Origin of the sequence: Neobacillus niacini (genome assembly GCF_019749295.1) — a bacterium.
GTDB classification, from domain to species: domain Bacteria; phylum Bacillota; class Bacilli; order Bacillales; family Cytobacillaceae; genus Neobacillus; species Neobacillus niacini_D.
The window spans coordinates 56,558-72,161 of sequence record NZ_JACWFG010000027.1 but is presented as its reverse complement, the minus strand read 5'-3'; the positions used below and the strand labels follow the sequence as shown (position 1 = coordinate 72,161).

General features: G+C 37.6%; 12 protein-coding genes. 3 read left to right on the top strand and 9 right to left on the bottom strand.

The genetic code is table 11. From position 1 onward, the window contains the following. Nucleotides 1-130: 130 nt before the first annotated feature. Nucleotides 131-610, top strand: coding sequence for a CBO0543 family protein (locus tag H0184_RS25835; RefSeq protein WP_221830356.1), 480 nt, complete (start codon nucleotides 131-133; stop codon nucleotides 608-610). Nucleotides 611-1,021: 411 nt separating this feature from the next. Here H0184_RS25835 and H0184_RS25830 read toward each other — a convergent pair whose 3' ends face one another. The 4 genes from H0184_RS25830 to H0184_RS25820 form a co-directional block, all read right to left on the bottom strand. Continuing rightward, nucleotides 1,022-1,540: an NUDIX hydrolase gene (locus tag H0184_RS25830; RefSeq protein ID WP_221830354.1), complete on the bottom strand. Its 519-nt coding sequence runs from the start codon at nucleotides 1,538-1,540 to the stop codon at nucleotides 1,022-1,024. Between the two features lie 161 nt (nucleotides 1,541-1,701). Beyond that, a complete protein-coding gene (locus H0184_RS27905) occupies nucleotides 1,702-1,827 on the bottom strand; it encodes a hypothetical protein (protein ID WP_260631806.1) in 126 nt (41 codons plus the stop codon). 163 nt (nucleotides 1,828-1,990) lie between these two features. Further along, on the bottom strand, nucleotides 1,991-2,173 hold the full coding sequence (locus H0184_RS25825) for a hypothetical protein (protein WP_221830352.1): 183 nt from the start codon (nucleotides 2,171-2,173) through the stop codon (nucleotides 1,991-1,993). A gap of 58 nt (nucleotides 2,174-2,231) precedes the next feature. Next, complete coding sequence (locus tag H0184_RS25820) at nucleotides 2,232-2,384, bottom strand: hypothetical protein (RefSeq protein ID WP_221830350.1); 153 nt, start codon at nucleotides 2,382-2,384, stop codon at nucleotides 2,232-2,234. A gap of 271 nt (nucleotides 2,385-2,655) precedes the next feature. On the opposite strand from H0184_RS25820, the gene H0184_RS25815 reads away from it, so the two are divergent. Next, nucleotides 2,656-3,426 carry a hypothetical protein gene (locus H0184_RS25815; protein ID WP_221830348.1) on the top strand — a complete coding sequence of 257 codons (771 nt, stop codon included), beginning with the start codon at nucleotides 2,656-2,658 and terminating at the stop codon, nucleotides 3,424-3,426. Nucleotides 3,427-3,685: 259 nt separating this feature from the next. Here H0184_RS25815 and H0184_RS25810 read toward each other — a convergent pair whose 3' ends face one another. Both H0184_RS25810 and H0184_RS25805 read right to left on the bottom strand, forming a co-directional pair. Next, nucleotides 3,686-4,144 carry a 2-thiouracil desulfurase family protein gene (locus H0184_RS25810; protein WP_221830345.1) on the bottom strand — a complete coding sequence of 153 codons (459 nt, stop codon included), beginning with the start codon at nucleotides 4,142-4,144 and terminating at the stop codon, nucleotides 3,686-3,688. Nucleotides 4,145-4,774: 630 nt separating this feature from the next. Continuing rightward, nucleotides 4,775-5,053: a hypothetical protein gene (locus tag H0184_RS25805; protein ID WP_221830343.1), complete on the bottom strand. Its 279-nt coding sequence runs from the start codon at nucleotides 5,051-5,053 to the stop codon at nucleotides 4,775-4,777. A gap of 205 nt (nucleotides 5,054-5,258) precedes the next feature. Between H0184_RS25805 and H0184_RS25800 the strand changes: the two genes are divergently transcribed. Then, nucleotides 5,259-5,828 (top strand): nucleotidyltransferase family protein, encoded by a 570-nt coding sequence (locus H0184_RS25800; RefSeq protein WP_221830341.1) that lies wholly within the window; start codon nucleotides 5,259-5,261, stop codon nucleotides 5,826-5,828. A gap of 114 nt (nucleotides 5,829-5,942) precedes the next feature. Here the strand turns inward: H0184_RS25800 and H0184_RS25795 are convergent, their stop codons facing one another. The 3 genes from H0184_RS25795 to H0184_RS25785 form a co-directional block, all read right to left on the bottom strand. Beyond that, on the bottom strand, nucleotides 5,943-9,338 hold the full coding sequence (locus H0184_RS25795) for a PA14 domain-containing protein (RefSeq protein ID WP_221830338.1): 3,396 nt from the start codon (nucleotides 9,336-9,338) through the stop codon (nucleotides 5,943-5,945). A 216-nt stretch (nucleotides 9,339-9,554) separates the two neighbouring features. Then, on the bottom strand, nucleotides 9,555-10,835 hold the full coding sequence (locus H0184_RS25790) for an AGE family epimerase/isomerase (RefSeq protein WP_221830329.1): 1,281 nt from the start codon (nucleotides 10,833-10,835) through the stop codon (nucleotides 9,555-9,557). A 70-nt stretch (nucleotides 10,836-10,905) separates the two neighbouring features. Next, the gene (locus tag H0184_RS25785) at nucleotides 10,906-15,543 is read right to left on the bottom strand and encodes a family 43 glycosylhydrolase (RefSeq protein WP_221830326.1); all 4,638 of its coding nucleotides are present in this window, start codon (nucleotides 15,541-15,543) and stop codon (nucleotides 10,906-10,908) included. Nucleotides 15,544-15,604: the final 61 nt, after the last annotated feature.

The window sequence follows — 15,604 nt, the reverse complement described above, 5'->3', positions numbered from 1 at the left end:
TGAAAAATATTGACAAACTATTAGCTGGTTTATCTGAACAAGCAAAAAGACCGCCGCAGAGACCTTATCTTTAACCATTATTTATTCTCCTCTTTTGGTCAAACTAAAGGTAAGGAAAAGGAGGAGCAACATGGTAAATAAGTTCGAAAAAAACACATTAAGAATATTATTCATCTTTGGAATCGGTGCTTTTTTTAATTTAATAAGAAAGCCTCCAATGAAGGATTGGATAATAATTTTTTTGTTAAAAAGTTACATTGCATCCATTTTGGATAATTTTTTTGTGAAAAAAGGATATATTAAGTACCCAGTTAACTTATTTAAAACCCTTGATATAAGTGCTTTGTTTAGTTACTTAATCTTTCCTATTACTTGTATTTATTTCAATCAAGTTACTAAGAATTCAACAACTAAAGGGATTTTATTAAAGTGCTTATTATTTAGTCTTCCATCGGCATTAGCTGAACATTGGCTTGAGAAAAATACAAAATTAATTAAATATAAAAAGTCTTGGACCTCAATACATAGTTTTTTTTCAATTGCTTCTACTTTCTTAATGGTTAGATTTTTAATGACAATAATTAGATGGGCTGCTCAGAAACAACAATAACTATTGTCTGACTTGATTCGGAGCAATAGGTACCAGCTAATAATGGCATTTCTTCTTTATCTAAACTGCACCTTTAGTTAAGGAAGAATTATAAAGAGCGACATCCCTGTCGCTCCTTTTAACTATTCTTTGAACTTTGTTTATTCTGTTTGTAAATATAGTCGATCCTATTCATTGTCCTATATCCTAAAATCCCAAGGATTATTGTATATATTGTTGTTAAAATTAAGCCAAGTATAGCAATCCAAAATAGTGATGTTATCTTCTCTTTTTTATTAAGCACACTAATAACCTCCGTCAATTATTTGTTATTAACTTGCACTTAATAAGGGAGATTATTACTTTAGCATATAAAGGCTGTATAGTAATTAATAGGTGATTTTAGTTTTTATAGGTACAATTTACACCATCTTAAAGACGAATAGAGCCATACTGATGTCGACCCTCAAAAAGAAACGCAATGATACTCTCATAATAAGGTATAAATTTTTTTAGTTCGATTAGCTTTAAGATTTCCTCTTTAGAAGCCCATTTGGCTGCTTGTACCTCTTCAGTCTGTAACTTCAATTCATTCAAATTAAAGTCATATTCAATTAAATAATAATCATCAAAGCCGCATTCAAAGTTAATAGTAAATTGTGGACGTATTTTTTCAAAGTTATAATGAATCCCCAACTCCTCGAATAACTCTCTTGAAGCAGCCTGCTGACTTGTATCGCCTGCAACCGCACTACCACCACAAGTGATATCCCAAAGGTTCGACCACCCTTGCTTAAAGGGCTGACGCTGCTGAATGAGCATCTCTCCTTTTGAATTAAATATACATACGTGTACTACTAAATGAAACTCGTCTGATGTCATTTCATCTCCACGAGTTATTTGTTTCTCTATTTTATTACGATGCTTATCATACAAATCCCACTTTTCCATTACTAAACTCCTTATGTATATTTTGTAACAAGATTCTCATTATACTTTGAACTACTCACCCCTTAACGACCTTACCAACTCGCTATTTCAAACCTTATCATATTCTCAATAATCTCCCTCCAAATTTATTGAAGTAATCTGCTTCGTTAGTGAAGTAAGCATTACTTATCTCGAGTGTTGTTTTTGTTTCGTTTTAAAAATCGATATAATCCAAAACCAATTCCCCCCAAAATTACTACCCAAAAAATAATTGGATAAATAGCACCAACCGTTTCCATTTTCCTCATTCCTCTCCTCTTCATCTCTTTATTTCTATACGTTTTCACCAAAGTCCTTTTACACTAAAATGCCCAGTTACTACAATAAGAAAAAGCAAGACCGTTGTTCCAGTAATGCTACCCTATATTTTAAGTGTAATATGTCACAAACCACCTATCTGGATATTAACTTTCACAACATAAAACCCAACAATTGAAAACCAAAATGTAACTTTTCAATTGTATAAAAATCGATTACTTGTGCTGGAAAACCGGATGAATGTTGGGATTCTATTTTCTCCCCATAAGGATAAGGGATAAAAGCACAAGCAATTGTAATAATAAAACTTAGTAAATAGAGTTTTTTCTTACTCATTTGAAATCCTCCAAGAAAAAATACAGACTTTTTTAGATGAATTTAATTGGAAACTTTCTCATAATTTTACAATTCTATACTTATCTAAAAAAACCTTCATTCTTACACTAACCTGCATCGTTAGCTCAATATAAAAAAGGATTGCCGCAGCAATCCCTCGTTCTTCAACTATTGCACCCATTAGTTTAATAAGGATTATAATGTTAGTCATTTGCTCACCTATTAATTGGATTATTAAGTCCTATAAAAGAAGACTTTCTTCAATACTATCATATGTAAATTTTCCCTTTCTTCAACTAACCTGCATCTATAGTTGAAGAATAAACTCAACAACATGTCTAAAAAAACGTAAAAAGGAGAAGCCCTTTGAACTACTCCCCAATATCATTCTACATACGTTACTTTGATACCTTTTTAACTGAATACAAACAAACGAGGTTCAGAATACTAAATGAGTACTAGCTAAAGTGGAGGTATTCATAATGAAACTATTTAGACTTGGACTTGTTTTAGTATTGGTACTAACTGGATGTAATCAAGCAGACACAACAAAACAACAAATCAAAGATAATACAACAAATAAAGTATCTAATGTATCTAACACAAATAACAAAGGAAAAGCAATTGGAAAAGAATACGGTGGTAAAGGAACTGGTTATGGACAAGTTAAGAAGATTGAGCCTAGTCAAACAGTTCCGCCTTTAGTTGAAGCTCCAACACCAACAAAAGAAGAAGATTTAATTGCAAAATCGGTTTCAGAGCTTACTCATTGGGATGTAAAAAGGGTTGAAGTAAAAGAAGGAACAAATCCGGTTGTCTTGGTTTATTTAAATGAGGCTCCCAGCGATCAAGGATATCCAGGGTGGTTTGTTCAAGATAAAGAAATGACTATTGACACTATAAATTATCATTATGGTAACGGATTTGTTAATCGCTATTCAGACCTTATATCTACTCCAGATGGCGAATTATATATCAAATTTTATAAGGTGCGCCCAGCAGAAGAGATTCCCAACACAATAGAAGGAGTAGTAATAGCATTAGACAAAGTATTAACTGAGCAAGGATATGAGCACGGCAAAGTATCGATTGGATATAATTCAGGGGTTCAATTAATTTATGTTGAGGGCGATCCCATTGAAATGAATGAAGAAATTTCATATGCAGTGCATGATTTAACAGGATTCTATTTAGATAATGTAGGTTATACTCAAGGCAAAAATGCTTATTTACCCCTAGATTTTAATAAGTAAGAATCATCAATAAGTAGCCTTCAGGTTGCTTATTTATTTGCCTTGTATTACTGGTTAATTTTAAAACCGCTTTTCATAATGAATAAACATCAGGGGAATTAATCGCCTTGAAAGTTAAACGTTCGAAATTAATAAATCCCCCTTCGTCATTTCCTTGCGTTTTGTGAAATTCCCATTTCTCCCATTTGGGCACAATGGGTGGGCGACATTACTTCCAGCAGCAAGTCCTGAGCTGCTAAATACTTTCTTTTGCATTATCTTATAGGAAGGTTTCTGAGAATTGTTCTTCTGAAATTACCTTTAATCCATTTCTTTTTAATAAAGCAGAAGTGACGCCCATCCCCTCAAGTTTTTGACCAATGAATTCACCGTTATAAATCATTGAACTGCCACAGGATGGGCTATATTCCTTTAGTACTACTAGGGTCGCATTTATTTCTTTCGCTTTATTTAGAGTAGCGTAAGCACCTTTTATGTAAAAGTCCGTGACATCTTTTCCTGACTTTTCAATTACTTTAGCCTTTCCATCAAGTACATCTTCTCCGTTTCCACCTATTATTTCAGCAGGTTCTCTGGGAGTTGAAAATCCGCCTAGTAATTCTGGACATATTGTAATAGCTTTATTTTCTTCTACAAGTTTAGCTATTCCATTATTAAAACTGTGTGTGCTGTTATATCTCACCTTCAACCCCGCTAAGCAAGAACTTACCAATATCATTTATAACCCCCTCTCCGAATAAAACTTCCTAGTAAATTTTATCAAAAATTTCTTTGTTGACTTACCTGCTACTTTAGTTCAAAAAAGACTGCAGTAATTAGCAGCCTGTACTTAAAGGAAAGGCCCTATAGTTTAAGAAATATATTTCAAAATCTTACTAGGAAGAATAAAGTTAATAATTAATTGTTAGCTTTGAGACTCAATAAGTCCACGATTTGAGCCAACCAAAAGGCAATAAATCCGGTGCTAATTGCGATTGCAACTAATGCAATAACTGCAATCTCTTTTAATTTTTTTCCTTCACATTAATTTCTCCTTTATGGATATGAAGACTGGTTGTTAGACTAGAATTAACTATCCTTTTTAAGCTAACCTGCATTGTTAGCGTGAGTACATTTCTTCACAAACTTTATTTCAACTCAACACATATTTCCAATTATAAAGTACTTCATAAGCATTGTGTAAGACAATTATATATCCAAATTGGGGTGCATTTTTCCTATACTGTTTTTTATGTAATTCCAACACAAATGGCTTTAAACCAACAAAAATGAGTGTCAATATACAAATTGACACCCATTTTAATTACATTTTGAATGTTTGTGATAGGAAACGGGACCCGTTTCTGAATTAGCTAGTCTTTTTTCGTTTTATTTCTGAATGAAATTGTGGGGATATATCACCCATTAAAACCAAAACTTCCTCATAGGTCATACCACCATTACCGGTTTTTGGGTCCCCAATCTTTATCTTTTCATAATTCTCTAGCGTAACGTTTTCATTTACTAATAATTTTTCATTCGTTTCTTCCACAACATTTTTTGAGGATTGACATCCCATCAAAAATAGACTAACGACCAATATTATTATCGATAATACCCAATAGTGCTTCTTTGCATTTCCAATCATAGTATTGCCCCTCCCCCGGAAAGCTGATTCTTATTACTTATACGTGTTTAATTGTTTAATGTTTCATTTTAATTCTATACGTATCCCCCCGCTATACTAATTTTTCCGGTCAGAGCCTTTGGTCATTTAATGGAATATTCTCCCTTTATACTCCTTAACGTGATAAAATAGGAATATATGTTCTCGAACAGAGGTGTAAAGTTAGATGTTAAATAATGAAGAAGATGTAAAAAAACTAATCCGCAGCGATGAAAAAATGATGGAGATTATAAAGGTTGCAAGCACACTAAATTTACCTGACTGGTGGATATGTGCAGGATTTGTGCGTTCAAAAATCTGGGACACGCTGCATGGATTTAATGAAAGAACGGAGATCCCGGATGTTGATGTAATCTATTATGATAACAAAAACATGGATGAGAAATTTGAAAAGAAACTAGAGAATAAGCTAGTAAGCATAATGCCTACTATTCCTTGGTCCGTGAAAAATCAAGCAAGAATGCACTTGATTAATAATCTAGCACACTATACTTCTTCGGAAGATGCTATTTCACGGTTTCCGGAAACTGTGACATCTCTAGGAGTGAAACTGGACATGGAAAATAATTTAGTTCTTACTGCTCCTTGGGGATTAGATGATGTTATCAATTTAGAGGTGAAACCGACTCCCTATTTTACTGAAACAAAAGAACTTGCTGCCATTTACGAGGAACGAATGAAAAAAAAGAATTGGCAAGCTATTTGGCATAAGATTAAAATCCAACAAATCAATTGAAATATGGCTTATAACAAAAAAATGCAGCCAGTTTCCCAAGCATGGGACTGACTGCGTTTACTGCGATAAAAAAGACAACGATTATGTTGATCCTTTCCTACAAAATGGGGCAAATCATTGCTGAAGACTTTGTAAAGTAAAATAATCAAATGTCATCGGAACGAGTTGACCGCTTACTGGACTTGCTCCATAAAGTCCTACTTTGCTAACTTTAATATCTGTTGTAATGGGATCAGCTGCTTTTTGCCATTCTCCATTGGCCCAGAAAAAGGTTGAAATAGTATTACCGGTTTTCTTGATTTTCAAGTAAACACTTTCATCACCAGGATGTTGTGCGATGTTCTGTGCTTTACTATATTTTGCATCTTCTTCCTTCGCGGTTTCAAGCTTTAAGCCATTATCCCAAACGTGACCGAAACGGACATAATTATCTGCATCCTCCCAAAGGTATAAACCACCTTGCTCATGGTTATTTTTGACAGAGGCGTTCAGTTTCGTCGTGATTTCAAAGTCACCAGCAGGTGCATCCTGAAGGAACATATTTTTAATCGAATTGTTGCCTTCATGTGAATCGCCTTGTTGTGCCGTGATCATTAAATGACCAGGCTTTTCTGTTAAGCTCCATTTAGAAGCATCTTCCTGGAAAATCGACCAAGCTTGTGACAATGTAGTGCTATCAAATTGATCCACTTGTGCCCCTGCTTCAATTGGCGGAATCACCATGTCTTTAAATTCTGCTAGTTGTTTGGTTAAAGTTTCGACAGCAGCAAATTGTTCATCGGTAGTTGCTTTGGGATTGTTGTGTACCTTGTTTGCTGCTTTGATGGAGTCCTTCAAAAATTTAATTGCTTCGTTTGAATAGTCTCCAGGCCCATCTCCTTTTTTAGCACCCTTTTGAGTGGCCTTTGCATCCTCGATCTTATCTTTTAAAACCACCTTCGCTGAGGATAAGGCGATTAATGACTGGTTAGCTTCACGTACTGAGTCTTCATCCATTTTCACCAATTTCCTGTCATAAGTTAGAAGACCATTTAGCTCACCTTCTACATCGGTTGTTTGCGTATAAACGGCTGCACTTAGACCATTACCATACATATAGCGTTTTAACGATTCAATATATTCAACATACGTATTAGTGACTTCTTCTTTGTCTTTCATCATGACATAATTCCAACCAGTTGTGCCCCACTCATGACCTGGTGTTGCTAAACCGAGTCCACCATATTCCCCAATAACCGCAATTCGGTTTTCCTCCACTTGAGGTGATCTAGGAGCCGTATACGTATGCCAGTCTAATACATCCCCTACATTTGCATCAGTCCAACCGCTTGCATTTGAGACTAAACGAGTCGGATCAAGACTCTCTACCCATCTTGTCATTCGTACCGTATCGTATTGGCCCCAGCCTTCATTAAACACAGTCCATAAGAAAATGGATGGATGATTATATTTTTCTTGAATCATTTCATTAAATTCACTTTCATATTGTTTACGATCGGCATCTGTTGCTCTAGCCCCGGCACCTGAACCTTCCATGCTCGGCATATCCTGCCAGACAATCATCCCTAGTTTGTCTGCCCAATAATACCAGCGTTCAGGCTCTACTTTGATATGCTTTCGTATCATATTGAATCCAAGTTCTTTTGTTTTTTCGATATCAAATTTTAACGCTTCATCTGTTGGTGCCGTTAAACCACTCTCCGGCCAGTACCCTTGATCTAAAGGCCCCATCTGGAAAATAAATTCTCCATTTAACAATGGACGAAGCTGCCCATTTACTTTGCCAAGCGAAATTTCCCTCATTCCAAAATAGCTTTTAACGGTATCTAGAACGCCAGTGTTATCCTTTACATTGACTTGTAAATCATATAAATATGGATCTTTTGTCGTCCATAAGTGTGGGTTTGGTACAGAGACTGCGAATGTTTCTCCTGCTTTACCGCTAGCCACTCCTACTTTCTTTCCTTTTTGATACACAATCGCTTCAATCGTTTTATTTTCGAGGTTCTGACCATTAACGGTTACATTTACTTTATCTTCATGAATATCTGCTGCCGTTTTGATTGATTCAATATGTGCCTCTTTAACTGGTTCTAACCAAACAGACTGCCAAATTCCAGAAGTAGATTCATACCAAATACCTTCCGGATTCGTAGTTTGCTTGCCTCTTGCTTGGCCGCCTGATGTCTCGTCATGGACTTCTACAATCAATTCATTGTCACCTTTTACTAAATGATCGGTAATATCAAAGCTGAAGGCATCATAACCGCCAATATGCTCACCTACTTCTTCTCCGTTCACATAGACGACCGTTTTATAATCAACGGCATCAAAATTCAATTTAATCCTTTCACCATTCCATTTAGATGGTACGGTAAAGCTTCGCTTATACCACATATGTTTTTCCTGTCTATCAATTCCGGATAGGTCGGATTCGACTGCAAATGGAACTAGGATCGATTCTTCTAGTTTTTTACCTGTAGGAACTGCTTCCCCTTCTGCTGCACGCTGGAACTCCCACTCCCCATTCAGGTTCAGCCAATTCTCCCGTACCATTTGAGGGCGTGGGTATTCTGGCAAGACATTTTTAGGGTCTACTTGATCAGCCCACGGTGATTCGATGTTGTATTGTGAAAGGTTTTCGGCTCTGTTTAAAAATTCCGCTACGACTTTCCCCTCTTTGGTTACGATATTACCTTTTCCATCATAACTGACTAAAACATTATTAGCCGATCTTTCATAGATTGGTGCACTGGTTTCAAGTACAATGGTTGACGGGTCATCTTTCTTTAATGAAAGATTTACAAGATCCCATTGCCGCCCGCTTAAGTTGACTTTAAAACTCTCCTGAAGGCCTTCCGGCAGACCTGCCAGCTCATGGTTAAATACTAATTCAACGTGTTTCCCATCTTCTAATACTTTTATCGTTTTAATATCATTACTTAAACTGTAATCATCTGGAAGAAAAAAGGCACTGCTTGGAACAATTTGTTTTTCAGTACTCGGACTAGACCAATAGAGTCTAAGATTCGATCCACCATAATTTTCAAAGTATTCAATTTTGATATCATATTCTTTTCCAGCTTCTAATGTAATGGGTGCACTTTTTTGCTCAATATCCCATTTATCCTCCCAAAAATCGATTGCCAATTTTCCGTCAATCCAAACCCTGAATCCATTATCACCAATCATATAAAACGTATAATCCTCGGTATGCTCCGGAACAATTTTACCCGACCATCTGACGTTAACATCATCCTGTTGACCAGTAAATAGATTTAAAGTTGGTTCCAAATCAGGAAAATTAATATTATAGTCGACAATCGTTGTTTTCAATTGATTGAAATCAAATTTCCCTGGACCCGATGACGTATAATATTCTCCTTTAAGTCCATGCACTTTCTCCATATCGGCTGCTTTAACTGATGAGGGTGTTGCAGCACTAAGTCCGACTGCCTGTGAAAGAACCATGGTCATGATCGTTGAATAGACTAATAATTTTTTCTTCATTCTCTTCTCCCTGCCTCCATTACTATCACTATTAGATTTAAACTGCTTACATCCTGCTCGTTGCGACCTCCTCCACATTCTTGTTTTCAACTACAACTTTACCAAGAAATGTGTTAGAAATATTTACAATAAGACGCTAAGATTTGCAATTTTCTGATATCGTTTATTATCCCCGCTTAAATTGAACAAAAAAAAGTAGAAGATGAACCTTCTACTTCACTCATTTACTAATACTAGTATTTGTTCTAATCGCTGCTTTACCTCTAACATAGAACGTCCTGAATGATAGCAAGCCTTCCAAGGGTTCCCTAAGTCTCCTATTAAAGCATTCCCCTCCTTGTCTACTAATTGCCGCCATTCTCCTTGTTTCCAGTTAATGAGATATTTCTTTGAGAATTCCCATGTTTTCTTAAAGGCAGTGAGCATTTTGTCATCATTCAATATTTCATACGCATCCAAAAAACCCACTAAAGCTTCTTGGTTTTGCCAGAATTCTTTATCCGTAATATACGCTGCACCTTGATGGGGACCGTCTCTGTACACGCCGCCTAATTCAATATCGTACCCAAATTTTAACGTGTGGTATGCTATTTTTCTCGTTAGTTCATAGAAAGAATGTTTAGGAAGACCAAGTACTTCAACAGCTCTGTTTAAAAGCCATACTAATTCAAGATTATGTCCGTAGGAAGTTGTATCTCTTGGTTCATCAATCTTTTGAGAGCCTTGTCTTTCAGCATTCCAAGTCCTACGAATGGATATTGCAGGTATTGGCATAAATTCTCGATTAAACTGATTGCGTCCACATCCGTCCTCATGATTGATCATATGATTTAGGATGAGGTCGATGATTTCTTGTAATTTTCTCTTGTGGTGTTCTTTTTGGCTGCATTGCGCTAGAACCGTAAATGCCTCAAGAAGGTGCATATGAACATCAAGAGATTTTCGGTCACCTCCACAAAACCCCTCAGCAGATACTTGCCAATCATGTTCAAGGTTTTCATAATACCCGCCATTCAAAGTATCACAACAATAGATCTGCAAAAGATTGTACGTTTTTTCCGCGCAGTCTAGAGCAATTGGGTCCTTTGTCACTTGGTAGAACTGTGATAGTGCATAGATCGCAAAGCTTTGACCGTATACGACTTTTCCAGGGTCAATGAGTGTTCCATCTCTTTTAACCTTCCAATACCAACCTCCGTGTTCATGATCCCAAAAATGATCTAATAGAAAGTTAACTCCTTGCTCGGCCATAACTAGAAGCTCTTTATCTTTTGGATATAATTGATAAAAAGCTGAAAATGCCCATATCATCCTGCATTGGGTTACTATGTATTTGTCTGTATCGTCACCTAACGACCCTTCTGCGTCAAAACATGTGAAATATCCTCCATAGTGATTGTCAAACCCTTTTTTTAACCAAAAAGGAATAATCCCTTTTTTTAAGTGTTCCTCTACTTCCTCTAATATTTGTTGAATGTCTATTACTGAAGTCTCCAATGTGTTCATCTCCTTATTATAAAAAAGGGACAGCAGCAATCTAATGCTGCTATCCTTATATCTGTCAATCTTACTGTCTATGCTGCTCCCATATTTTTATTAGCGCATTTGCATCTTCATGGAGCACTTGTTTTCCTTCTACCGATATAAATTTACTCATTGCTTCGTTATTGAGGTGTTTTAAGAAATCATTCATTTTTTTCATTGCTTGTTGTTTATCCCCTATCTTAAGTTGGTGGGAAGCTTGGTCTAGACTGTTCTTTAATTGGCTGGACAAAGGAAGATTTATTTTTTTAGTATCTTCATAGCTTATGATGAGTTGTTTAATAGAATCGATACTGGTGGTCACTTCAATATTTAGTATATTTGATTTTACGGTAAGGCCATTCAATGTCACTTGTACAAAAACCTCAGCAGTCCCGGCTTGATGAGCAATTAGCTTCCCTTCCTCGATGCTAATCACATCTTCGTTGCTCGTTACATAGACAACGTCGGCTTTCGTTAAGTCTGCTTCTTTCCCATTCGTAAGTCCGCCAATTACTTTGAGTTCGGATGTTTGGTTTCTTTGCAAGGTCGTATGCTCCGCCTCGAGGTTAACCGACTTAAGAATCATTTTGTTCGAAGGCATTGGCTGCGGGGTGACAGTTGGTCCCCACACTTCCATTATGTCCGGCCCATTTTCTTGTGGAACAAATTGTACTCTATCAATCGCTAGTTTTCTTGGTTCAGTTGCCTTCGTACTATTATGAGTATGGTAAACCATAAACAATTCCGTTCCGTCCGGTGAATGAATGAGAGAGTGATGTCCTGCCCCTGGGACAACAATATTAGATTTCATAATCGGGTTGTTTTCGTACTTTGTCCATGGTCCCATCGGAGTTGGAGCTGTTGCATAGCCAACACCGTAATCAGGGCTTTCAAAATGATTAGCAGAATAGGTTAAATAATAGGTATCTTTATGCTTGATGACAAACGCACCCTCATTTACAGGATAGGATGGCTGTTTTGTACTCTTTTCCCAATCCTGTGAAGCTCTCATTACAAAGGTTACGGTATCTTCTTTGATGGATTTCATGTCATCGTTTAACTCGGCAACATAAATGACATTTCCTCCCTCAAAGCGGACAAAATACATGTATTGTTTGCCATCCTCATCGGTAAAGATATGCGCATCAATCTCTGGCGTATTTGGATGAATCGGTTCCATCTTTTCCTGAACAAACGGTCCTAATGGAGAGTCGCTTGTCGCAACCGCTAATCTCTCCTCTACTGCATAATACATGTAGAATTTACCGTCTTTTTCAATCACCTCTGGTGCCCAGAACCGGTTTTCTCCCCAAGAATTGTCTCTATGCAGGGCCCATTCATCATGTTCTTTCCAGTTTACAAGGTCGGTAGAGGTGTACACCTTTATTCCATTCTGCATCATCGGCCAATCCGCTGTATGCGTACCATATAAATAATAGGTCCCTTCATGGAACAGTACATAAGGATCCGCAATTCCTGGCATGACAGAATTTGTATAGGTCGGGCCTGTAATTTCCTCCTTATAAGGAGTAACTTTCACGTTATCGAATGAGGCATCCGCATGCCACGTTCTAAAGCCTATTTTTCCAGTACTTAAATGTGTATTGCTGACTAAGTCGAATTTAGGATACGGAATCGTATTTAATGGGTTGTCGTTAATGTATGCCTGGATATGGCCTTCCGATAACACCACTTTCAGATGATAGTTTTCATTGTATTTAACCGGGATTTTTCTAGAAGCAATCTCGGTCCACTTGCCCTCTGAGAATTGTCCAAGAACGGCATTCTGATTTTGGGCATTTATTCCAAGAAAATAACCTTCCAGCGAATCGGCTCCTACAGCTAGATCGGATGCTCTAAAAATCAGTCCTGCCTCGGTGCCACTTGTAATTTGAACATCTGCTTCTAACATATAGTCTGTGAATTCAGGATTCTCTAAGACCGTTTTATATCCTGGACCACTGTTTACTGTGTATTTGCCGTCATTTACCTTCCAGTTACCACCGTAATGTGACCAGCCATCTGCTTCATGATCATTAAAGTCATCTTGGAATACTGGCTGCTCTTTATCACCTTCAACTGTAACAACGACTTCATCGCTATAGGTCCCTGATTCATCTTCTACTTTAATAATGGTTCTGCCAACTCCTTTTGCTTCAACCAAACCTTTATCAGATACTGTCGCAATCAAAGGATTTTTAGAGCTCCATTTAACATTTTCACTTGGACCTACATTCTTTAATTGACTATTTTCCGATACTTTTAAAGAAAGCTTATCTGCGTCCAGCTTCACTCCACCGGATATTTCTCGGACCGCAAAGTATTCAAAAACCGCATCAATTCTATCGTTTGAGGCTACGATATTATTCGCAAAGAATCCGACTTTGATATCCTTCAGGTTCGCTGTCAAAGAATCAGCAGCTTGAATCCATTCAAAACCATCCCAATAGTAGGTGGTATATTGATTTCCTATCTTCTTTATTTTTAATGTCATACTATTGCTGCCGGGGTGTGGCGCAAAGTTGCCTGGCTTCTGGTATACCTGTTTTATTTCATACGCTGTTTCAATGGTTGGACCATCCGCCCAAACATGTGCTAACTTCACTAAATTATCTGCATCCTGCCAAACAAATAAGCCCGCTTGCTGATGATTTTTCGCAATGGGAGCACTCACTTTTGTGATAATCTCAAAATCTTTATCTTTTTCAATCTCTTGTAAAAATACATTGTTCTGGCTGTTATTATTTTGATAAATGTCTGTAGGTGTCGTATGAATCGTCATCGAACCTGGATTTTTTGTTAAACTCCAATTTTCCTTACTTTCTTGGAAGATGTTCCAGTGACGATCTAATGTTGTTTGATCAAAGTGATCGACCGTAAAGGCAGAAAGATCTGGTTCGCTTGGTTCACCGCGGACAGTAATTTCAAATTCAGCAGCGACTTTTCCATCCACACTTTCAACTTTGATTATGGCCGTACCAGGCTCGACTCCATTAACAGCTAATGTTACTGTTCCTGTAGCTGAATCCCTTCCAAATTCGGATACTGTTGCAATCTTAGAATTCGATGATGAAAGCTTAAGATTCTTATCCGTACCGACAATTGGGCGGATACTCGCTTTCACTGTTACATTATCACCCTTACTGATCGACATCTCTTTGTTCTCGGTGCTAATGCTTTCAATCTTTACTTCTTTATCACTTGTCTCCACTGGTTGGAGGACAATTCTGTCAATTTCAGCGAAATTGGTTTTCTTTGAAAGTTTAATCGTATTTCTTCCAGTCTTTAATGTAACATCCATGGATGAAGGGTTGTAATTTTCCCAGCCATAATTCTTATACTCTATCACTTGATTAGGGCCATCATTGACGGTTACATTGTGCTGTGCAGCTGCACCCGCAGAAGTTCCGTTGGCTGCCATCACGACAAGGGTATACAATCCTGGCTCTTCTACCTCGACATCAAATTGAACATAATCACTGTTTTCATGATCAAGTCGGCCTACCACTTTCTCTCCTGAAGCATTGGCCGAATTCCGAACAAAGGCAATTCCTCCTACTACAGCATTCTCTGCTTCGTACTCATATCTTCGTATGTCTGGTGTTCCTGAAGGTTCCTTGAGTTCTGCACCATATGAAACAGCTGTCCCAAAATTAGGGGTTCCATCTTCGTTCCATGTAAACTTCTGCGCTCTCACGCTGCGATTCGCCCACCCGCCATTCGAATTTCTAAAAGCATGATAAACCATCCAATCCTCTTTTCCATCTGGTGACTTGGTAAAGCCATGATGTCCTGTTCCAAATGCTTGACCTTCTGGATTTTTTCCAAATACAGGTGTACTTTTCTTCGTCCAAGAAGAAGGATTTAAAACATCTCCATCCGTATTGGTTAATTGTCCTAACACATAGTCATCCATCCAGCTGCCATTGGCAGAATAGATAATTGATATCGTTCCATCCTTGATGATAACTTCCTGACCTTCCTGAATTGTACCTTCCCATGGTAGTGTTGGTGATGAGATTTCCACGCGTGGTCCGCTAATGGTCCAAGGGTTACTCATTGGAGCAATATACGTTCGCTGCGGCATGCCATCGTTTGCATTGCGCCAGCCGGACCAAACAAAGTACATGGACCCATCTTCCTTTTGAAAGGCCATTCCATCAATCGCCCAGACATCGGATGGATCACTTATTTTCCCTTTAAATGTGTATGTCCCTTGTGGATCTTGAGAATTCCCTTCCAGGACATACATTCGATGATTCTCATTTCGTCCATCATCAGCAGCGAAATAGATATACCACTTTCCATTTAAGTACTGTAATTCAGGTGCCCATATTTCTTTTGAGTACATCGTCCCGCTTGGAGGTGTGTACACCGTAACACGCGGGGCAGTTCCGATATCTTGTAGTCTTTTGGCTTTAGCCACAATGATGGAGGTATCTTTATCGGATTTTACGTAATAATAATACCCATCCTTATAGACTACGCTGGGGTCAGCAGAGCCGGCATGACCTGAAACAGGAACAATCGGATTTTTAAAGGTATTGGGTATATTAGTTTCCTCTACTGGTGCTGCCTCTGCTTTTTCTCTTGAAAAAGAAGGTAAAAATGTGACAAGAACAAGGGTAAACACTAAAACCTTGTGAAGCAATGTCTTCCTATTGGACCGGTTTCGTTTCAAAAATAAACACTCCCTTCCTATACTGATCAATCTCCTAACCTAATACATTCGTTACAGAATG